The organism is Pseudomonas sp. FP2254 (genome assembly GCF_030687695.1).
GTDB classification, from domain to species: domain Bacteria; phylum Pseudomonadota; class Gammaproteobacteria; order Pseudomonadales; family Pseudomonadaceae; genus Aquipseudomonas; species Aquipseudomonas quebecensis.
Genome location: NZ_CP117444.1, coordinates 5020255 through 5041638 on the forward strand (window position 1 = coordinate 5020255; position 21384 = coordinate 5041638).

The 21384-nt window shown below is 59.2% G+C and carries 18 protein-coding genes; 15 read left to right on the forward strand and 3 right to left on the reverse strand.

Features of this window, described 5'->3' with window-relative positions:
* Positions 1 to 14: 14 nt before the first annotated feature.
* From PSH94_RS23200 to PSH94_RS23250, 11 genes are all read left to right on the forward strand, one after another.
* Complete coding sequence (locus PSH94_RS23200) at positions 15 to 2789, forward strand: LPS-assembly protein LptD (RefSeq protein WP_305435866.1); 2775 nt, start codon at positions 15 to 17, stop codon at positions 2787 to 2789.
* Positions 2764 to 4104 carry a peptidylprolyl isomerase gene (locus tag PSH94_RS23205; protein WP_181080237.1) on the forward strand — a complete coding sequence of 447 codons (1341 nt, stop codon included), beginning with the start codon at positions 2764 to 2766 and terminating at the stop codon, positions 4102 to 4104. Before PSH94_RS23200 ends, PSH94_RS23205 begins: the two co-directional genes overlap by 26 nt.
* Positions 4101 to 5090, forward strand: a complete 990-nt coding sequence (pdxA, locus tag PSH94_RS23210; RefSeq protein ID WP_305435867.1) for a 4-hydroxythreonine-4-phosphate dehydrogenase PdxA — start codon at positions 4101 to 4103, stop codon at positions 5088 to 5090. The genes PSH94_RS23205 and pdxA overlap by 4 nt, the downstream gene beginning before the upstream one ends.
* On the forward strand, positions 5087 to 5899 hold the full coding sequence (gene rsmA / locus PSH94_RS23215) for a 16S rRNA (adenine(1518)-N(6)/adenine(1519)-N(6))-dimethyltransferase RsmA (protein WP_181080235.1): 813 nt from the start codon (positions 5087 to 5089) through the stop codon (positions 5897 to 5899). Before pdxA ends, rsmA begins: the two co-directional genes overlap by 4 nt.
* Positions 5900 to 6005: 106 nt before the next feature.
* The gene (gene apaG, locus PSH94_RS23220; RefSeq protein ID WP_181080234.1) at positions 6006 to 6386 is read left to right on the forward strand and encodes a Co2+/Mg2+ efflux protein ApaG; all 381 of its coding nucleotides are present in this window, start codon (positions 6006 to 6008) and stop codon (positions 6384 to 6386) included.
* Positions 6386 to 7237 carry a symmetrical bis(5'-nucleosyl)-tetraphosphatase gene (locus PSH94_RS23225; RefSeq protein ID WP_181080233.1) on the forward strand — a complete coding sequence of 284 codons (852 nt, stop codon included), beginning with the start codon at positions 6386 to 6388 and terminating at the stop codon, positions 7235 to 7237. The genes apaG and PSH94_RS23225 overlap by 1 nt, the downstream gene beginning before the upstream one ends.
* A 32-nt stretch (positions 7238 to 7269) precedes the next feature.
* Complete coding sequence (gene glpE / locus PSH94_RS23230) at positions 7270 to 7599, forward strand: thiosulfate sulfurtransferase GlpE (protein WP_305435868.1); 330 nt, start codon at positions 7270 to 7272, stop codon at positions 7597 to 7599.
* 285 nt (positions 7600 to 7884) lie between these two features.
* Entirely contained in the window at positions 7885 to 9807 is a 1923-nt protein-coding gene (locus tag PSH94_RS23235; protein WP_181080231.1) for a PrkA family serine protein kinase, read from the forward strand.
* Positions 9808 to 9922: 115 nt separating this feature from the next.
* On the forward strand, positions 9923 to 11194 hold the full coding sequence (locus PSH94_RS23240; protein WP_266247075.1) for a YeaH/YhbH family protein: 1272 nt from the start codon (positions 9923 to 9925) through the stop codon (positions 11192 to 11194).
* Complete coding sequence (locus PSH94_RS23245) at positions 11191 to 12756, forward strand: SpoVR family protein (protein ID WP_181080229.1); 1566 nt, start codon at positions 11191 to 11193, stop codon at positions 12754 to 12756. The genes PSH94_RS23240 and PSH94_RS23245 overlap by 4 nt, the downstream gene beginning before the upstream one ends.
* 63 nt (positions 12757 to 12819) lie before the next feature.
* Positions 12820 to 14049 carry a multifunctional CCA addition/repair protein gene (locus PSH94_RS23250; protein WP_305435869.1) on the forward strand — a complete coding sequence of 410 codons (1230 nt, stop codon included), beginning with the start codon at positions 12820 to 12822 and terminating at the stop codon, positions 14047 to 14049.
* Here PSH94_RS23250 and folK read toward each other — a convergent pair.
* Positions 14044 to 14562, reverse strand: coding sequence for a 2-amino-4-hydroxy-6-hydroxymethyldihydropteridine diphosphokinase (gene folK / locus PSH94_RS23255; RefSeq protein ID WP_305435870.1), 519 nt, complete (start codon positions 14560 to 14562; stop codon positions 14044 to 14046). The genes PSH94_RS23250 and folK overlap by 6 nt on opposite strands.
* Positions 14553 to 14906, reverse strand: coding sequence for a dihydroneopterin aldolase (folB, locus tag PSH94_RS23260; RefSeq protein WP_181080226.1), 354 nt, complete (start codon positions 14904 to 14906; stop codon positions 14553 to 14555). Before folB ends, folK begins: the two co-directional genes overlap by 10 nt.
* Before the next feature lie 74 nt (positions 14907 to 14980).
* On the opposite strand from folB, the gene plsY reads away from it, so the two are divergent.
* The gene (gene plsY / locus PSH94_RS23265; protein ID WP_034101082.1) at positions 14981 to 15550 is read left to right on the forward strand and encodes a glycerol-3-phosphate 1-O-acyltransferase PlsY; all 570 of its coding nucleotides are present in this window, start codon (positions 14981 to 14983) and stop codon (positions 15548 to 15550) included.
* A gap of 20 nt (positions 15551 to 15570) precedes the next feature.
* Here plsY and tsaD read toward each other — a convergent pair whose 3' ends face one another.
* Entirely contained in the window at positions 15571 to 16596 is a 1026-nt protein-coding gene (tsaD, locus tag PSH94_RS23270) for a tRNA (adenosine(37)-N6)-threonylcarbamoyltransferase complex transferase subunit TsaD (RefSeq protein WP_305435871.1), read from the reverse strand.
* A 202-nt stretch (positions 16597 to 16798) separates the two neighbouring features.
* Between tsaD and rpsU the strand changes: the two genes are divergently transcribed.
* The 3 genes from rpsU (at position 16799) to rpoD (ending at position 21349) form a co-directional block, all read left to right on the forward strand.
* Positions 16799 to 17014, forward strand: coding sequence for a 30S ribosomal protein S21 (gene rpsU / locus PSH94_RS23275; RefSeq protein WP_002551877.1), 216 nt, complete (start codon positions 16799 to 16801; stop codon positions 17012 to 17014).
* 443 nt (positions 17015 to 17457) lie between these two features.
* On the forward strand, positions 17458 to 19431 hold the full coding sequence (gene dnaG / locus PSH94_RS23280) for a DNA primase (protein ID WP_305435872.1): 1974 nt from the start codon (positions 17458 to 17460) through the stop codon (positions 19429 to 19431).
* 67 nt (positions 19432 to 19498) lie between these two features.
* On the forward strand, positions 19499 to 21349 hold the full coding sequence (gene rpoD / locus PSH94_RS23285) for an RNA polymerase sigma factor RpoD (protein WP_181080222.1): 1851 nt from the start codon (positions 19499 to 19501) through the stop codon (positions 21347 to 21349).
* The last annotated feature ends 35 nt before the right edge of the window (positions 21350 to 21384 follow it).

Consider the following 21384-nt stretch of genomic DNA (forward strand, 5'->3'; position numbering starts at 1 on the left):
CCCGGACTAATAAGATGGCATTGAAATCCCCCGCGTTTCGTAGAAAATTTCCGTTGCTGGTAACCGGCAGTCTGCTGGCCATGCAACCCTTCGCCACCTCATTCGTGGTCGCCGCGGAACAGTATGACTGCTCAGTCTCTGCTTCGGGTGCCTGGGATTGCGCGCCGAAAACCGCCGCAGCCCCGCTACCACCGCGTCCGGTGCATGACGGCGCTGCCGTCAGCTCGGCCAACAGCACGGCACAGGCCGAGGCGGGTGGCAGCACCGAGGCCGAGCCCAAGACCGCACTGGTCACCGAAGCCAAGGGCCGCGGCCTGCGTTCGCGCAGCGCCGACTACAGCCACCTGGATTGGGTGCCGCGCGACAAGCTGACCGCAGCCCAATTGGCCGAAACCGGTCCATATTGCGGCGGTGCGTACATCGAACCGACGCGTCCGGGCATGAACGACAAGACGAACAAGAGCGACGCGCCGACCTTCATCGGTGCCAAGGCCTCTCGTTACGAGCAGGAATCGCAAGTCGCGACCCTGGCCGGTGATGTCGTCATGCGCCAGGGCAGCATGCAGCTCGAATCCCAGGAAGCCAGCCTGTACCAGGCCGAGAACCGTGGCGAGCTGAACGGCAACGTGCGCCTGCGTGACAACGGTGCGCTGATCGTCGGCGACCACGCCCAGGTTCAACTGGACACCGGCGCCGCGCAGATCGACAACGCCGAATATGTGATGCACAAGTCGCGAATCCGCGGCAATGCGCTGTACGCCAAGCGTGCCGAAAACGCGATCATCCGTCTCAAGGACGGTACGTACACCACCTGCGAGCCGGACAGCAACGCCTGGCAGCTCAAGGGCAACAACATTACGTTGAACCCCGCCACCGGTTTCGGCACGGCGACCAACGCGACGTTGCGGGTCAAGAACATCCCGATCCTGTACACCCCTTACATCTATTTCCCGATCGACAATCGTCGTCAGTCCGGTTTCCTGCCGCCGAGCTTCAGCACCGGCAGCGAGACTGGCTTTACGCTGACCACGCCGTACTACTTCAACCTGGCGCCAAACTATGACGCCACGTTGTACCCGCAATACATGACCAAGCGCGGCCTGTTGATGGAAGGCGAATTCCGCTACCTCACCAAGGCCAGCGAAGGTCAGTTCGGCGGCGCGTACCTGAACGACGACAACGACGAGCGCAGCAAGCAGACCGATTACGAGAAAACCCGCTATATGCTCAATTGGCAGCATAAGGGTGGGTTGGATTCGCGGTTGTCGACTCAGGTGGATTACACCCGGATCAGCGATCCTTATTACTTCCAGGATCTGAAAAGCAACCAGATTGGGGTGGAGTCTCAGGACTTCCTGAATCAGCAGGGCTCTGTGACGTATCGCGGAGATTCCTATCAGGCTCGTTTGAACCTTCAGGCCTACCAACTGGCGACGATTTCCCAGATCACGCCGTATGATCGGTTGCCGCAGATTACCTTCAATGGCGCGCTGCCTTATAACCCGGGCGGTTTGAGATTCGCCTATGAGACCGAAGCTGTAAGATTTGATCGGGATCTGGAAAACGGCACGTTTACTGACGAAAACGGTGTAATAAGCAATCGCCTGGATACCAACGTAAGAGGGCTGACTCGCGCAAATGGTACGCGTCTGAACCTGGCGCCGAGCGTCGAGTTGCCGCTTACCACATCGTATGGCTTCATCACACCGAAGCTTAAGTACGTTTACACCAAATATGATCTGGACCTCGACACCATTGGTAAGAACTCGCTGGCTGCAGGAGATGAGTTCAAGAGTTCCCAAGATCGCGCAGTACCAATCGCCAGCATCGACAGCGGCCTGTACTTCGACCGCCACACCAACTGGTTCGGCAAAGATTACAACCAGACCCTCGAACCACGGGCTTTCTACCTCTATGTCCCGAATAAGGACCAGAGCGATATCCCGGTCTTCGACACCAGCGAATACTCGTTCAGCTACGCCTCGTTGTTCCGCGACAACCGCTTCAGCGGGTCTGACCGGATCGGTGACGAGAACAAACTGTCCCTGGGCTTGACCAGCCGCTGGATCGAAGAAAACGGTTTCGAACGTCAGCGCGTCAGCGTCGGCCAGGCGGTTTACTTCAAAGACCGTGAAGTTCAGCTTCCAGGCGTACTGGCAGCCGACCGTGCCGATGCGCAGTCCGACGTATCGCCTATTGCCCTGGAATACGAATTCCGCTTCAACCGCGACTGGCGCGCCACTGCCGACTACAACTGGGATACCGAGGAACACAGCGCTCGCTCCGGCAGCGCGATGTTCCACTACCAACCGGAAGACAACCCCAACAAGGTGGTCAACCTCGGTTATCGCTATCGCAACGACCAGGTGGTCTACAACCAGTTGACCGGCAAGTGGCAGTTCGGGGGTGACTATGGCCAACCAGGTGATCCGAACTTCGTGAAGGATTACTACAAAATCCAACAACACGACTTCTCGATGATGTGGCCGATCATTCCGCAGTGGAACCTGATCACCCGCTGGCAGTATGACTATGCCCGCAACCGCACCCTGGAAGCTTTTGGTGGTTTCGAATACGACAACTGCTGCTGGAAATTGCGCGTCATCAACCGTTACTGGGTATCCAACGACGAATACACCCAGATCGCCCCGCTTAACGAAAAGGGTGACCACGGGCTCTTCTTCCAGATCGTCCTCAAAGGACTCGGCGGCCTGACCGGCGCCAAGGTAGAGAGCTTCCTCGACAAAGGCATTCAAGGTTATCGTGAACGTGAAGATCAAGCTTTCTGATTGTCTGCGCCCGCTCGTACTGGGCGCGCTGTTCCTGGGGACCGTCTCGGCACACGCGGCGGTCCAGCAGTTGGACAAAGTGGTGGCCATTGTCGATAACGACGTGATCATGCAGAGCCAACTCGACCAACGGGTCAAGGAAGTTCAGCAGACCATCGCCAAGCGTGGCGGCGGTGTGCCACCTACCAGCGTGCTGGACCAGCAGGTGCTGGAACGCCTGATCGTCGAGAACCTGCAATTGCAGATCGGCGAACGCTCCGGCATCCGTATCTCGGACGAAGAGTTGAACCAGGCAGTGGGCACCATTGCCCAACGCAACAACATGAGCATTGACCAGTTCCGCGCGGCGCTGGCTCACGATGGTTTGTCCTACGAGGACGCCCGTGACCAGATCCGCCGTGAAATGATCATCAGCCGTGTACGTCAACGCCGCGTCGCTGAGCGCGTCCAGGTTTCGGAGCAGGAAGTGAAGAACTTCCTGGCATCGGACCTGGGCAAGATGCAGCTTTCCGAAGAGCTGCACCTGGCCAATATCCTGATTCCGACCCCGGACAGCGCCAACTCCGAACAACTCAATGCGGCAGCTGCCAAAACCAAGGCGATTTATGATCGCCTCAAGGCCGGTGCCGATTTCGCGCAAATGGCGATCGCCCAGTCCGGCAGTGACAACGCCCTTGAAGGCGGTGATATGGGCTGGCGTAAAGCCGCTCAATTGCCACCTCCGTTCGATCGTGAACTGAGCGCCATGGAAGTGGGCGGCATTACTCAGCCAGCTCGCACGCCAGGCGGTTTCATCATCCTCAAGTTGCTCGAGCGCCGTGGCGGCCAGACGTCGTTGAAAGACGAAGTGCATGTTCGCCACATCCTGGTCAAGCCAAGCGAAATCCGTAGCGAAGCGCAAACCAAGGAGCTGGCCGAGAAGATCTACGACCGTATCCAGAACGGTGAAGACTTCGCCACCCTGGCCAAGAGTTTCTCGGAAGATCCGGGTTCTGCCCTCAACGGCGGCGACCTGAACTGGATCGATCCGAAAGCCTTGGTACCAGAGTTCCAGCAGGTGATGGCCGATACTCCGCAGGGCGTGTTGTCCAAGCCGTTCAAGACGCAATACGGCTGGCATGTCCTGGAAGTCCTTGGCCGTCGTGCCACCGACAACACCAGCCAGGCTCGCGAGCAACAGGCTCTGAACGTGCTGCGTAACCGCAAATACGACGAAGAGCTGCAAACCTGGTTGCGTCAGATCCGTGACGAAGCCTATGTGGAAATCAAGCTGCCAGGCGCCGGACCAACAGGCACCGACCAGGCAGCCCAGTGAAACCAAAGCGTTTCGCGGTGACTCCCGGCGAGCCCGCCGGCATCGGTCCAGACCTGTGCCTGCTGCTCGCCTCGCAACCTCAGCCACACCCCCTGATTGCCATTACCAGCCGTGGCCTGCTCGTTGAGCGGGCCGCGCAGCTGGGTGTGGCTGTCACCCTGTTGGATGCGTCACCGGGCAATTGGCCTGACGCGCCCGCGCCCGCCGGCAGCCTGTACGTGTGGGACACCCCGCTGCAGGCCAAGGTCGTAGCGGGTCGCCTGGACAAGGCTAATGCGGCATTTGTGTTACAGACCCTGACTCGCGCCGGGCAAGGCTGCCTCGACGGCGACTTCGCCGGCATGATCACCGCGCCGGTGCACAAGGGCGTGATCAACGAGTCCGGCATCGCGTTTTCCGGACACACCGAGTTTCTCGCCGAGCTGACTCACACCGCGCAGGTGGTAATGATGCTGGCCACGGGCGGCCTGCGTGTGGCGCTGGTGACTACACACCTGCCCTTGCGCGAGGTGGCCGACGCCATCACCGCCGAGCGTATAGAGCGCGTGACACGCATCCTGCACGCCGACATGCGCCACAAATTCGGCATTGCCCAACCGCGTATCCTGGTCTGCGGGCTCAACCCTCATGCCGGAGAAGGTGGCCACTTGGGCTATGAAGAAATCGACATCATCGAACCCACCCTGGAGCGTCTGCGCCAAGAAGGCATGGACCTGCGCGGCCCGCTGCCCGCAGACACTCTGTTTACCCCCAAATATCTGGAGCACTGCGATGCAGTGCTGGCGATGTACCATGACCAGGGGCTGCCGGTGCTGAAATACAAAGGCTTCGGCGCCGCCGTCAACGTGACCCTGGGCCTGCCGATCATTCGTACCTCCGTCGACCATGGCACCGCCCTGGACCTGGCGGGCAGCGGCAAGATCGATACCGGCAGCCTGCACGTGGCCCTGGAAACCGCCTACCGGATGGCCGAGACCCGTATATGACCGAGCATTACCAACACCGGGCGCGTAAGCGCTTCGGGCAAAACTTCCTGCACGACGCTGGCGTGATCGACCGAATCCTGCGCTCTATTCATGCCAAGCCGGAAGATCGCCTGCTGGAAATCGGCCCGGGCCAGGGAGCATTGACCCAAGGCCTGCTGGCCAGCGGTGGGCAGCTGGACGTGGTGGAACTGGACAAAGACCTGATCCCGATCCTCAATCAGCAGTTCGCCGGTAAGCCCAACTTCAACCTGCATCAAGGCGATGCACTGAAGTTCGACTTCAATACCCTTAACGCCGCGCCCAACAGCCTGCGCGTGGTGGGTAACCTGCCGTACAACATTTCCACGCCGCTGATTTTCCACCTGCTGAATAACGCCGGGATCATCCGCGACATGCACTTCATGCTGCAAAAAGAAGTGGTGGAACGCCTGGCTGCCGGCCCTGGCGGCGGTGACTGGGGCCGCCTGTCGATCATGGTTCAATACCACTGCCGCGTCGAACATCTGTTCAACGTCGGCCCGGGGGCCTTCAATCCGCCGCCGAAGGTCGATTCGGCCATCGTACGCCTGGTTCCCCACGCAGTGCTGCCACACCCGGCCAAGGATCACAAACTGCTTGAGCGCGTCGTACGCGAGGCGTTCAACCAGCGGCGCAAAACCCTGCGCAATACGCTCAAGGCGCTGTTGAGCAACGCCGAGATCGAAGCCGCCGGCGTCGACGGCAGCCTGCGACCCGAACAACTGGATCTGGCCGCGTTCGTGCGCCTGGCTGACCAGTTGGCCGTCCAGCCTGCGCCAGCCGCGGACTGAGCCTGCCGTGCACCAGGCCGGACAGCATGTCTGGCCTAGTACACACTTCTTGGCCTAGACTGATCCGCATCTGCTGTCTTCCGCTTTTGCTTTTAAGGCCTCTTGCATGTCCGATCCTCGCTACCAGATCGACGTCAGCGTCGTCACCCGCTTCCTGGCGGAACAATCGCAACCTGAACAAAACCGCTTCGCCTTTGCCTACACCATCACGGTGAAAAACAATGGGCTGGTGCCGGCCAAACTGCTCTCACGCCACTGGGTGATCACCGACGGTGACGGCCAGGTCGAAGAAGTCCGTGGCGCCGGCGTCGTCGGCCAGCAGCCACTGATCGACAGCGGCGCCAGCCACACCTACAGCAGCGGCACGGTGATGACCTCCAAGGTTGGCACCATGCAGGGCTCATATCAGATGAAAGCCACCGATGGCCATGTGTTCGATGCCATGATCAAGCCTTTTCGGCTCGCCGTGCCAGGAGCCCTGCACTGATGGCGACATATGCGGTCGGGGATTTGCAAGGCTGCCTGGAGCCCCTCAAGTGCCTGCTGGAACGGGTAGCCTTCGACCCGGCGCAGGATCGCCTGTGGCTGGTGGGCGACCTGGTCAATCGTGGCCCCGCGTCACTCCAGACCCTGCGCTACTTATATAGCCTGCGCAATTCGTTGGTCTGTGTTCTGGGCAATCATGACCTGCACCTGCTGGCCGCCGCGAATAACATCGAACGCCTGAAAAAGGGCGATACCCTGCGGGAAATTCTCGACGCACCGGACCGCGCCGAGCTGCTCGACTGGCTACGTCGGCAAAAACTCATGCATTACGATGAAAGCCGCAATATCGCGCTGGTCCATGCAGGTATTGCGCCGCAATGGACACTGAAGAAAGCCCTCAAGTGTGCCGCCGAAGTTGAATGCGCCCTCGCCGACGACAGCCTGTACACCGCCTACCTCGACGGTATGTACGGTAACGAGCCGGTCAAGTGGGATAACGATCTCACCGGTGTCGCTCGCCTGCGGGTCATTACCAATTACTTCACCCGCATGCGCTTCTGCACCGCCGAAGGAAAACTTGATCTCAAGAGCAAGGAAGGCGCCGACACCGCCCTGCCCGGCTATAAACCCTGGTTCGCCCACAAGGAACGCAAGACCCGCGACACGAAGATCATCTTCGGTCACTGGGCGGCCCTGGAAGGCCACTGCGATGAACCCGGCGTATTCGCCCTCGACACCGGCTGCGTGTGGGGTGGCGCCATGACCTTGATGAATATCGACACCGGCGAGCGCCACCGCTGCCAGTGCCCACCCCCTCTTGCCGTTACACAGCCGGCCGCCGCCAAGCGCTAGACACCGCTTGCCGCCCGCCCAAGGAGCCCGCCATGAGCGAATTCAAACGTATCCCTCCCGAACAAGCCCAGGCCCTGCGCGAACAAGGCGCAGTGGTGGTCGATATCCGCGACCAGCCTACTTACGCCGCCGCCCACATTACTGGCGCCCAGCACCTGGACAACGTCAACATCGCCGATTTCATTCGCGCCGCCGACCTTGACGCACCGCTGATCGTGGCCTGCTACCACGGCAATTCCAGCCAGAACGCAGCCGCCTATCTGGTCAGCCAGGGCTTCTCCGACGTCTACAGCCTGGATGGCGGGTTTGAGCTATGGCGTGCGACCTTTCCTGCAGAAATCGCATCAGGCGATTCGCAATAATTTTTTTCACACCCCGCCACCCCGCGTGTCACTTGGGCTCGCGCCGTTTCTGACGAACGGCGCGGGCAAACTAATTACGTCTCGCACCTTGACCTCTCCGATTCCGAACTATCCTTAAGCGCAGGCCATCCGAATCAGGGGAGAGCCGGTACACCGGCGTGCGGGTCATCGGTAGCGTTTCAGGGTGTTCTGGGGGGAAAACAACCATTGGCGATCGTCAATGGTTGCCAGCATCAACTGATTGATCCGGCGTCGGCTCCACGTATCGAGCGAGGTGACGACGTCATGAGTATTTTTAGCCACTTCCAACAACGCTTCGCGTCCACACAGCAGGAAGAACTCACGCTTCAGGAGTATCTCGACCTGTGCAAACAGGACCGAAGCGCCTACGCATCCGCTGCCGAACGCCTGCTGCTGGCGATCGGCGAGCCGGAGCTGGTAGACACCTCGAATAATTCGCGCCTGTCACGAATATTCTCCAACAAGGTGATCCGCCGCTATCCGGCCTTTGAAGACTTCCACGGCATGGAAGAATGCATCGACCAGATCGTTTCCTACTTCCGCCATGCCGCCCAAGGCCTGGAAGAGAAGAAACAGATCCTCTACCTGCTCGGCCCCGTCGGCGGCGGTAAGTCGTCCCTGGCCGAAAAACTCAAACAGTTGATCGAGAAGGTGCCCTTCTACGCTATCAAGGGCTCACCCGTTTTCGAGTCGCCCCTGGGCCTGTTCAACGCCACGGAAGACGGCGCGATTCTCGAAGAGGACTTCGGCATTCCACGGCGCTACCTCAACACCATCATGTCGCCCTGGGCTACCAAGCGCCTGGCGGAGTTTGGCGGTGATATCAGTCAGTTCCGCGTGGTGAAACTCTACCCGTCGATCCTCAACCAGATCGGCGTGGCCAAGACCGAACCGGGCGACGAGAACAATCAGGATATTTCGGCGCTGGTCGGTAAAGTCGATATCCGCAAACTCGAAGAATTCCCGCAGAACGACGCCGACGCCTACAGTTACTCGGGCGCATTGTGCCGGGCCAACCAAGGCCTGATGGAGTTCGTGGAAATGTTCAAGGCACCGATCAAGGTGCTGCACCCACTGCTGACCGCCACTCAGGAAGGCAACTACAACAGCACCGAAGGCCTGGGGGCGATTCCGTTCACCGGGATCCTGCTGGCCCACTCCAACGAATCGGAATGGCACACCTTCCGCAACAACAAGAACAACGAGGCGTTCATCGATCGGATCTACATCGTCAAGGTACCGTACTGCCTGCGGGTCAGTGATGAAATCAAGATCTATGACAAATTGCTGTTCAACAGCTCCCTGTCCAAGGCCCATTGCGCGCCCGACACCTTGAAAATGCTCGCTCAATTCACCGTGCTGTCGCGCTTGAAAGAACCGGAAAACTCGAATATCTACTCCAAGATGCGCGTGTACGACGGCGAAAACCTCAAGGACACCGACCCCAAGGCCAAGTCGATTCAGGAATATCGCGACTCCGCCGGCGTGGACGAGGGCATGAACGGCCTGTCGACGCGTTTTGCGTTCAAGATCCTGTCCAAAGTGTTCAACTTCGACCCCCACGAAATTGCCGCCAACCCGGTGCACCTGCTTTATGTGCTGGAGCAGCAGATCGAACAGGAACAGTTCCAGGCCGAGACCCGCGAGCGTTACCTGCGATTCCTCAAGGAATACCTGGCACCGCGCTATATCGAGTTTATCGGCAAGGAAATCCAAACCGCGTACCTGGAGTCTTACAGCGAATACGGCCAGAACATCTTCGACCGCTACGTGCTGTATGCAGATTTCTGGATTCAGGACCAGGAATACCGCGACCCGGAAACCGGCGAGATTCTCAACCGCGTAGCCCTCAACGAGGAACTGGAAAAAATCGAGAAACCGGCCGGCATCAGTAATCCGAAAGATTTCCGCAACGAAATCGTCAACTTCGTGTTGCGTGCCCGCGCCAACAATAACGGCAAGAATCCGACCTGGCTCAGCTACGAAAAGCTGCGGGTGGTGATCGAGAAAAAAATGTTCTCCAACACCGAGGATCTGCTGCCGGTTATCAGCTTCAACGCCAAGGCCAGCAAGGAGGACCAGCAAAAACACAACGACTTCGTTACTCGAATGGTCGAGCGTGGCTACACCGACAAACAGGTACGCCTTCTTTCGGAATGGTACCTGCGGGTTCGGAAATCGCAGTGAGAGAAGCAGCTGTAAGCTTCTAGCGACAAGCGGCAAGGGAAAAGCGACAGAGCCCGTCAGCGGGTTCTGCCTTGCGGCTTGAAGCTCACGACTTGAAGCTCCCCGGAGGGGCCCCATGAGCTATGTGATCGACCGACGCCTCAATGGCAAGAACAAGAGCACGGTAAACCGCCAGCGTTTCCTGCGGCGTTACCGTGACCACATCAAAAAGGCGGTGGAAGAGGCCGTCAGCCGCCGCTCCATCACCGACATGGAGCATGGCGAACAAATCAGCATTCCCGGACGCGACATCGACGAGCCGGTGCTGCACCACGGCCGGGGCGGCAAACAGACCGTCGTGCATCCCGGCAACAAGGAGTTCACCACAGGCGAGCATATCCAGCGCCCTCCAAGTGGGGGTGGCGGCAAGGGGCCGGGCAAGGCCGGTAATTCCGGCGAGGGCATGGATGAGTTTGTGTTCCAGATCACCCAGGAAGAATTCCTCGAATTCATGTTCGAGGACCTGGAGTTGCCCAATCTGGTTAAACGCAATCTCACGGGCACCGACACCTTCAAGACGGTGCGCGCCGGCATCAGCAACGAAGGCAACCCTTCGCGGATCAATATCATCCGAACCCTGCGCTCGGCCCACGCCCGACGTATTGCCCTATCGGGCAGCAGCCGCGCCAAGCTCAAACAGGCCAAGGAAGAGTTGGCGCGGTTAAAGCGCGAAGAACCGGATAACTTCGGCGATATCCAGGAAATCGAGACGGAAATCGAAAAACTCAGCGCGCGGATTCGCCGCGTGCCGTTCCTCGATACCTTCGACCTGAAATACAACCTGCTGGTCAAGCAACCCAACCCCAGCTCAAAGGCAGTGATGTTCTGCCTGATGGATGTGTCCGGATCCATGACCCAGGCCACCAAAGACATCGCCAAACGCTTCTTTATCCTGCTGTACCTGTTCCTCAAGCGCAATTACGACAAGATCGACGTAGTTTTCATCCGTCACCACACCAGCGCACGGGAGGTGGACGAAGAGGAGTTTTTCTACTCGCGCGAAACCGGCGGCACCATCGTCTCCAGTGCCTTGAAACTGATGCAGGAGATCATGGCTGAACGTTACCCCGCCAACGAATGGAACATCTACGCAGCCCAAGCCTCCGACGGCGACAACTGGAACGACGATTCGCCGATCTGCCGCGACATTTTGATCAACCAGATCATGCCGTTCGTGCAGTACTACACCTATGTCGAAATCACCCCTCGGGAGCACCAGGCCCTGTGGTTCGAATACGAGCGTATCGGCGAAGCCTTCGCCGACACGTTCGCCCAGCAACAACTGGTCTCGGCCGGCGATATCTATCCGGTCTTCCGTGAACTCTTCCAGCGCAGGTTAGTGACATGACCGCCAAAAAAGAGACTAAGCGCCAACCCATTTCCACCGGGTCCGAATGGACCTTCGAACTGATCCAGGCCTATGACCGGGAAATCAGCCGTATCGCGGCGGGTTATGCCCTGGACACTTACCCCAACCAGATTGAGGTAATCACCGCCGAGCAGATGATGGACGCCTATGCCTCGGTCGGCATGCCCCTGGGCTATCACCATTGGTCCTACGGCAAGCACTTCCTCAGCACCGAAAAGTCCTACAGCCGCGGCCAGATGGGCCTGGCTTACGAAATCGTGATCAACTCAGACCCGTGCATCGCTTACCTGATGGAGGAAAACACCATCTGCATGCAGGCACTGGTGGTCGCCCACGCCTGCTATGGGCATAACAGCTTTTTCAAAGGCAATTACCTGTTCCGCACCTGGACCGACGCCAGTTCGATCATTGATTACCTGGTGTTCGCCAAGCAGTACATCATGCAATGCGAAGAGCGCCATGGCATCGACGCGGTGGAAGACCTGCTCGACTCCTGCCACGCGCTGATGAATTACGGGGTCGACCGCTACAAACGCCCTTACCCGATTTCCGCCGAAGAAGAACGCCTGCGTCAGAAAGAGCGCGAAGAACACCTGCAGAAACAGATTAACGACCTGTGGCGCACCATCCCCAAGCGCGCCGGTAAAAACAACGACAAGGATAATGCACGCTTCCCCGCCGAACCTCAGGAAAACATTCTGTATTTTCTGGAAAAGCACGCTCCGCTGCTGGAGCCGTGGCAGCGCGAGATTGTGCGAATCGTGCGCAAAATTGCCCAGTATTTTTACCCGCAGCGCCAGACCCAGGTGATGAACGAGGGCTGGGCCACCTTCTGGCACTACACCCTGATGAACGACTTGTACGACGAAGGCCTGGTCACCGACGGCTTCATGATGGAGTTCCTCACGTCCCACACCAGTGTCGTGTTCCAGCCAGGTTTCGACAGCCCGTATTACAACGGTATAAACCCCTACGCCCTGGGGTTTGCGATGTACCGCGATATTCGGCGCATGTGCGAAAACCCCACCGAGGAGGACCGCCGTTGGTTCCCGGAAATCGCTGGCAGCGACTGGCTGTCCACCATCAAGTTCGCCATGAGCAGCTTCAAGGACGAGAGCTTCATCCTGCAGTACCTGTCGCCCAAGGTGATCCGTGACCTGAAGTTGTTCAGCATTCTCGATGACGACCTCAAGGACGACCTGGTGGTACCGGCCATCCATGATGAACCGGGCTATCGCATTATTCGCGAGACGCTGGCCGCGCAATACAACCTGGGCAATCGCGAACCCAACGTGCAGATCTACAGCATCGATGTGCGCGGCGACCGCTCGCTGACCCTGCGTCATCAGCAACATGATCGCAAACCCCTGGGGGACTCCACCGAGGAAGTGCTCAAGCACCTGCATCGCCTGTGGGGCTTCGATATTCACTTGGAAACCCTGCAGGGCGATCAGGTGATGAAGACTCATCATGTTCCGCCGCGCAGCGACCACAACGATAATGACTACGGTCGCCTGGACATGGCCGTCGTCCATCTGTGAAACAGCAAAGCCTCCATTGGCCAGGGACAGGCGTTATCCTGTGCCGCTAATGGAGGCTTTTTCATGAAAATCTATAAAGTTGGCGGCGCGGTGCGCGACCGCTTGCTGGGCATCGACGTCACTGACATCGACCGTGTCGTTGTCGGCGCGACCACTGAAGAAATGCTCGCCAAGGGTTTCAAGCCGGTCGGGGCTGATTTCCCGGTGTTCCTGGACCCGAAAAACGGCGATGAATACGCCCTCGCCCGCACCGAACGCAAGAGCGGCAAGGGCTACGGCGGCTTTGTATTCCATGCAAGCCCAGACGTTACGCTGGAGGAAGACCTGATTCGGCGCGACCTGACTATCAATGCCATGGCGCAAGACGATGACGGCAACCTGACCGACCCCTATCACGGCCAACAAGACCTGCAAGCCCGCATACTGCGGCATGTATCCCCGGCGTTTGCCGAAGATCCGTTGCGCGTACTCAGAGTCGCGCGTTTTGCCGCGCGTTATGCACACCTGGGTTTCACAGTGGCGCCGGAAACCCTCGAGTTGATGCGCCAACTCAGCGAATCCGGCGAACTGGAGGCCCTGACGCCCGAACGCAGTTGGAAAGAAATCTCTCGCGCACTGATGGAAGATCAACCTCAGGTATTTATTCAGGTGTTACGCGACTGCAATGCGTTGAAAACCCTGATGCCAGAAATCGATGCGCTGTTCGGCGTGCCGCAACCCGTGGCACACCACCCTGAAATCGATACGGGCGTGCACACCCTAAGCGTGCTGGAACAGGCCGCCGTGCATCGGCAACCGCTGACCGTACGCTGGGCTTGCCTGCTGCACGACCTGGGTAAAGGCCTGACGCCTGTGGATAAGTTGCCGCAGCATATTGCCCATGAACACAGGGGTTTGAAGCTGATCAAGGCGGTCAATGCGCGCTTCAAAGTGCCAAGGGACTGCCAGGAACTGGCGCTGCTGGTCGGCCAGTATCACACCCACGGCCATCGCGCATTGGAGCTGAAGGCCTCGACGCTGCTGGAGTTGTTGCAGAGTTTTGACGTGTATCGCCGGCCGCAGCGCTTCGAGGAGTTCGTGGTTGCCTGTGAAATGGACGCGCGTGGCCGCAAAGGCCTGGAGCAGCGCAGTTATCCACAAGCCGATTATTTGCGCGGTGCAGCGCAGGCAGCGCGCGGCGTGGCCGTAGCGCCGCTGCTGGAGAAAGGTTTCAAAGGTCCGGAACTGGGCGAAGCGCTCAAGCGGGAAAGGCTCAAGGCACTCAAGGCCTACAAGGAAAAGTGCGCGTTATAACAACCCACTCGGCGTGAGCTGCTGGCCCTGCCATTCGAACGGGACGGGGGCCAGCACCTGATCAATGTGCGCATCGCGCCATAAGTGGGCCATTGTCTTGCCCGCCTCAGGGTGCATGCGATCCGGCGCCATCAACGACAACGGCCATAACACAAAGGCGTTTTTCAGGATCTCTGCCCGTGGCAGCACCAAACCGTCAAAGTTACCCACCAGCTCGCCATACAGCAGCACATCGATATCCAGCGGCAAGCCTTTGCGGTCCGGTGCATAGCGGCCGTTATCCGCCTCGATCAACTTCAACCGACGATCCAGTTCCATCAACGCCAGATCGGTATACGCCGACACCACCAAATTGAAGAACGGCCCGCTCTTGATGCCGACCGGCTGACTCTCGAACACCGCCGAACAGCGTATGTCCACCAGCAAACCCGCCAGCGCGTCCAGCCCCGCGCGCAAGTGGCGCTCACGCTCGATGTTGCTGCCAAGACCAAGGTAAACCTGAGTTAGCGACATCCGCGCTCGATCTCCACACCGACACCCTTGGCGGCCGGCACGGCGCCGGGCTTGGTCAATTTCAGGCGCAGCCAGGGAATGTTGAACTCGCGCATCAGCACTTCAGCCAGGCGCTCGGCAAACGTTTCCACCAACTGGTATTGGGATTGCTCGGCGAACGCCTGGATGCGCGCAGACACGCTCGCGTAGTCCAGCGCCAGGGTCAGGTCGTCGCCGGCCGCGGCCGGGCGGTTATCCCAGGCGAAGCTCAAGTCCAGACGCAGGCATTGTCGGATCCCGCGCTCCCAGTCGTAGGCCCCGATCACGGTGTCGACTTCCAGGCCTTCGATAAACACTCTGTCCAAGCACTCTTCTCCGCAGCACGACAAGGGCGCGATGCCCCGTTAGAATCAGGGCGTCCTCGCCCGGAATAGTTAGCATGTTTTGGTCACTGGCGATTCTCGCCTACCTGCTCGGCTCGCTGTCCTTCGCCATTTTGCTCAGCCGCCTGACAGGTAACCCCGATCCGCGAATGGGTGGCTCCGGCAATGCCGGCGCTACCAATATGCTGCGCCTGGCCGGCAAGAAGCTCGCCGTACTGACGTTGCTGGGCGACGTCTGCAAAGGCTTGTTACCCGTTCTGATCGCCAGCCTCGCCGGCCTCACCCTGCAACAGCAGGCCTGGGTGGGCGTATGCGCCGTCCTCGGCCATCTGTTTCCATTGTACTTTCGCTTTCGCGGCGGCAAAGGCGTCGCCACGGCGGCCGGCATGCTGCTGGGGATCTACCCACCCGCCGCGCTGCTGGCCGTACTGGCCTGGCTGCTGACGTTTTACTTGACCCGCACCAGCTCGCTGGCCGCGCTGATCGCCACGCCCCTGACCCTGCCACTGCTGGCCTGGCAGGAGCCGGCGGCGCTGTTACCCATGAGCGTGCTGACGCTGCTGATCGTCTGGCGCCATCGCGGCAATCTACGCGACCTGTTTGCCGGGCGCGAACGGCATTTTTAAATACCGACGCACCTCGTGTCCTACAACGGCGACAGCTGCTCCATCGGCCAACGCGCCTGCACGCTGATCGCCAGGCTTTCATGCTGCCCCGCCTGTAACCGCTGACAACCGGCGTAGGCGATCATCGCGCCGTTATCCGTGCAGAATTCAGGTCGGGCATAGAACACATCGCCGTTCATATCGCCGAGCATTTTCTCCAGGGAACTGCGCAACGCCTTGTTGGCGCTGACGCCGCCGGCGATCACCAGACGCTTCATGCCCGCCTCCTTGAGGGCGCGCTTGCACTTGATGGTCAAAGTCTCCACCACGGCCTGCTGGAACGCCAGTGCGATGTCGCAACGGACTTGCTCGCTGTCGTCCCCGGCGCCGAGGCTTTGCTGCCAGGTGTTGAGTGCGGAGGTTTTCAGGCCGCTGAAGCTGAACATCAGGCCTGGGCGATCGCACATCGGGCGCGGGAAGGTGTAGCGGCCGGCGACGCCCTTTTCGGCGAGGCGTGCGATCTCCGGACCGCCGGGGTAATTGAGGCCCATCATCTTGGCAGTCTTGTCAAAGGCTTCGCCGGCCGCGTCATCCAGGGACTCGCCGAGTAGCGTGTATTGGCCGATGCCATCCACCTGAACCAGCTGCGTATGCCCGCCCGACACCAACAAAGCGACGAACGGGAACTGTGGCGGTGTTTTTTCCAACATGGGTGCCAGTAAATGACCTTCCATATGGTGCACACCGAGTGCCGGAATGCCCCAGGCGAATGCCAGCGCCTGGGCGCAAGAGGCCCCAACCAGCAGGGCTCCGACCAATCCGGGGCCGGCCGTGTAGGCAATCGCATCGATCTCGGTGGGCACGCAACCGGCCTCATCCAGCACCTGGCGAATCAACGGCAGCATGCGCTTGACGTGATCACGGCTGGCGAGCTCCGGCACCACGCCGCCATAGGCGCGGTGCAAGTCGATCTGACTGAACAGTGCATCGGCCAGAAGCCCGCGTTCACTGTCGTAAAGGGCGACGCCGGTTTCGTCGCAGGAGGTTTCAAGTCCCAGTACTAGCATGGGTTTGCGCCTTGTAGAGGCTGAATTCGAAGGCGCGCATAATAGTCGCCGCTCCACCTCCCGACTAGCGGTTTTCGATCAGAGGCTTTGCATTCCAGGCAATGAGGGGTTAACATCCGCAACCCTTAAAAACCGACGACCTCAGCCGTGAATTGTTTGCGACGAGAACGTTGATCCCGGTAATGAAAGAAGGTAGCTCTGGATGCCAGCCGTCAAAGTTAAAGAGAACGAACCCTTCGACGTAGCTCTGCGTCGTTTCAAGCGCTCCTGCGAAAAAGCCGGTGTACTGGCTGAAGTTCGTAGCCGCGAATTTTACGAGAAGCCAACTTCTGAGCGTAAGCGTAAGGCAGCAGCCGCTGTTAAGCGTCACGCCAAGAAAGTTCAGCGCGAACAGCGCCGCGCCGTTCGTCTGTACTAATACACAGACGATCGTAGCAAGCTTCTGCCAAGCCCGGCCCTCAGCCGGGCTAATGGCATTTGCGGATATCGCTTGATGCTTCATCGTCGACGCCGCACACGCGACCGAGACACTGCTTCACACGTCAGGACTGGCTCTTCTGCCAGCGGTGCGCGTCTCTTCTGACGAGCCTTACAAGGCTACTGACGAGCACACTTATTTTATAAACAGGCGATCAACTGCGTCGGCTGTGCCCACCACCGAGCTTCCGAGGCCTGCCATGGGTCAAGACCGGATGCCTGGGCAACATTTCAAAGCCGAAGACTGATAGACACTAACGTCAGCGAATGTTCGGCAGATACACTTCCTGACAGTCCAAACAGATAATTGATGATCAAGCCCGCATGACGTGCGCTTGAATACTTCATGGGCCCTCATTTACACGCAGTGATGACGAGAACGCCATGGCCGGGCTGATTCCCCAGAGCTTTATTGACGACCTTCTGAACCGCACCGACATCGTCGATGTGGTCAGCTCGCGCCTGCAAATGAAGAAGGCGGGCAAGAACTACACCGCCTGCTGCCCGTTCCACAAAGAAAAGACCCCCTCGTTCAGCGTCAGCCCCGACAAGCAGTTCTATTACTGCTTTGGCTGCGGCGCAGGCGGTAATGCCCTTGGCTTTATCATGGACCACGACAACCTGGACTTCCCCCAGGCCGTCGAGGAACTGGCCAAAGCCGCCGGCATGGAAATCCCCCGCGAAGAAAGCGGCCGTTCGCACAAACCACGACAACCCACCGACTCGCCGCTGTACCCGTTGCTGACGGCCGCTGCCGACTTTTATCGTCAAGCGCTTAAAAGCCATCCGCAGCGCAAAGCGGCCGTCGAGTACCTCAAGGGGCGCGGCCTCACGGGTGAAATCGCCCGCGACTTCGGCCTTGGCTTTGCACCGCCGGGCTGGGATAACCTGTACAAACACTTGAGCAGCGACACCCTGCAACAGAAAGCCATGATCGATGCTGGCCTATTGGTGGAAAACGCCGAGACCGGCAAGCGCTATGACCGCTTCCGCGACCGCGTGATGTTTCCGATCCGCGACAGTCGCGGCCGCACCATCGCCTTTGGTGGCCGCGTGCTGGGTGACGACAAGCCTAAATACCTGAACTCCCCGGAAACCCCGGTATTCCACAAGGGCCAGGAACTTTACGGGCTGTTCGAAGCGCGCAAGAACAACCGCAACCTTGACGAAATCATCGTGGTTGAAGGCTACATGGACGTGATAGCCCTCGCTCAGCAAGGCTTGCGCAACGCCGTCGCTACCTTGGGTACCGCCACCAGCGAAGAGCACATGAAGCGCCTGTTTCGCGTGGTGCCCAGCGTCCTGTTCTGCTTCGATGGCGACCAGGCCGGCCGTAACGCCGCGTGGCGAGCGCTTGAGGCCACGCTGTCGAGCCTGCAGGACGGGCGTCGCGCGCGCTTCCTGTTCCTTCCCGAAGGCGAGGATCCGGACACCCTGGTGCGCTCAGAAGGCACCGACGCCTTCCGTGCACGAATCAACCAGCACGCGCAGCCGCTGGCGGATTATTTTTTCCAGCAACTGACCGAAGAAGCCGACCCACGCTCCCTTGAAGGCAAGGCCCACATGGCGACCCTCGCGGCGCCGCTGATCGACAAGGTGCCCGGCGCCAACCTGCGCACACTGATGCGTCAGCGCCTGCTGGAAATTACCGGTTTGAGCGGCGAGGCCGTGAGTCAGCTGGTGCAGAGCGCGCCACAGGACGCCCCGCCCGCCTACGACCCAGGCATGGACTACGACGCCATGCCGGACTATGCCGATTTTCATCCACAGCAAGACGCCTATGCGCCCCAGCAGGAGTGGACGGCGAAGAAGCCCGGCGCCGGCGGCAAGAAATGGGACAACAAAAAACCCTGGAGCAAGAACGGCAAGCGTGGCGATCGAGATGAAGCCTATGCCCCGCGCACACCGGTCGCGGTGGAAGCGCCTACGCTGATTGCACTGCGCACGCTTATTCATCACCCGCAACTGGCGGGCAAAGTTGACAGTGCCGAGCACTTTGCCAACGAGAGCAACACTTACGCGCAGGTACTGATCGCTTTGATCGAGGCGGTGCAGAAAAACCCCAGGCTAAACTCCATTCAGCTGATGGCAAGATGGCATGGCACCGAACAGGGTCGATTATTGAAGGCACTCGCGGAAAAGGAGTGGCTAATTGACGGCGAAAACCTTGAACAACAGTTTTTAGACACCATTACTAGGTTATCCGCGGGCCAGCACACGCAGACCCTCGACGAACTTATCAAGAGAGCAAGGCAGCCTGGATTATCGGCTGAAGAGCAGATTCAGATAGCAAAACAGATGCGCGACCTCTTAAAACAGAATGTTTCCGCATCAAACCCGACCTCAGCTGGCGTGTGAGGTCATAGCTCGGGTATAATCCTCGGCTTGTTTTTTGCCCGCCAAGACCTTCAGTGGATAGGGTGTTATGTCCGGAAAAGCGCAACAGCAGTCTCGTATCAAAGAGTTGATTCTTCTTGGTCGTGAGCAGGGTTACCTGACTTACGCGGAGGTCAACGACCACCTGCCTGAGGATATTTCAGATCCAGAGCAGGTGGAAGACATCATCCGCATGATTAACGACATGGGGATCAACGTATTCGAAACTGCGCCAGATAAGGATTCCCTTATGCTGGCCGACGCCGATACCGACGAAGCCGCCGCTGAAGAAGCTGCCGCCGCGTTGGCTGCGGTGGAGACCGATATCGGTCGCACGACGGACCCTGTGCGCATGTATATGCGTGAAATGGGCACCGTCGAGCTGCTGACACGCGAAGGCGAAATCGAAATCGCCAAGCGTATCGAAGAGGGCATCCGCGAAGTGATGGGCGCAATTGCGCACTTCCCCGGCACGGTTGACCACATTCTCTCCGAGTACACCCGCGTAACCACCGAAGGTGGCCGCCTCTCCGACGTCCTGAGCGGTTATATCGACCCGGACGACGGCATTGCGCCGCCAGCTGCCGAAGTTCCGCCGCCTGTCGACGCCAAGGCCGCCAAGGCGGACGACGACACCGACGACGACGAGGCTGAAGCCAGCAGCGACGACGAAGAAGAAGTCGAAAGCGGTCCGGACCCGGTGATCGCGGCTCAGCGTTTCGGTGCGGTTTCCGATCAAATGGAAATCACCCGCAAGGCCTTGAAAAAGCACGGTCGCGCCAATAAGCAGGCTATCGCCGAGCTGCTGGCATTGGCTGAGCTGTTCATGCCCATCAAGCTGGTGCCTAAGCAATTCGAAGGCCTGGTTGAGCGCGTTCGCAGCGCCCTTGAGCGCTTGCGTGCTCAAGAGCGAGCAATCATGCAGCTTTGTGTGCGTGATGCACGCATGCCGCGTGCCGACTTCCTGCGCCAGTTCCCGGGCAATGAAGTGGACGAAAGCTGGACCGACGCTCTGGCCAAGGGCAAGGCGAAGTACGCCGAAGCCATCGGCCGCCTGCAGCCGGACATCATTCGTTGCCAGCAGAAGCTGAGCGCGCTTGAGGCCGAGACCGGGCTGACGATTGCCGAGATCAAGGACATCAACCGTCGCATGTCGATCGGTGAGGCCAAGGCCCGCCGCGCGAAGAAAGAGATGGTTGAAGCAAACCTGCGTCTGGTGATCTCCATCGCCAAGAAGTACACCAACCGTGGCCTGCAATTCCTCGATCTGATCCAGGAAGGCAACATTGGTTTGATGAAGGCTGTGGACAAGTTCGAATACCGTCGCGGCTACAAGTTCTCGACTTATGCCACCTGGTGGATCCGTCAGGCGATCACTCGCTCGATTGCCGACCAGGCCCGCACCATCCGTATTCCGGTGCACATGATCGAGACCATCAACAAGCTCAACCGTATTTCCCGTCAGATGCTGCAGGAAATGGGTCGCGAACCGACCCCGGAAGAGCTGGGCGAACGCATGGAAATGCCTGAGGATAAAATCCGCAAGGTGTTGAAGATCGCTAAAGAGCCGATCTCCATGGAAACCCCGATCGGTGATGACGAAGACTCCCATCTGGGTGACTTCATCGAAGATTCGACCATGCAGTCGCCCATCGATGTCGCCACCGTTGAGAGCCTCAAGGAAGCCACCCGCGACGTACTGTCCGGCCTCACAGCCCGTGAAGCCAAGGTACTGCGCATGCGTTTCGGCATCGACATGAATACCGACCACACCCTTGAGGAAGTCGGTAAGCAGTTTGACGTAACCCGCGAGCGGATCCGTCAGATCGAAGCCAAGGCGTTGCGCAAGTTGCGTCACCCGACGCGAAGCGAGCATCTTCGCTCCTTCCTCGACGAGTGATCCCAGAACCCCCGGCCCAGGCCGGGGGTTTTGTT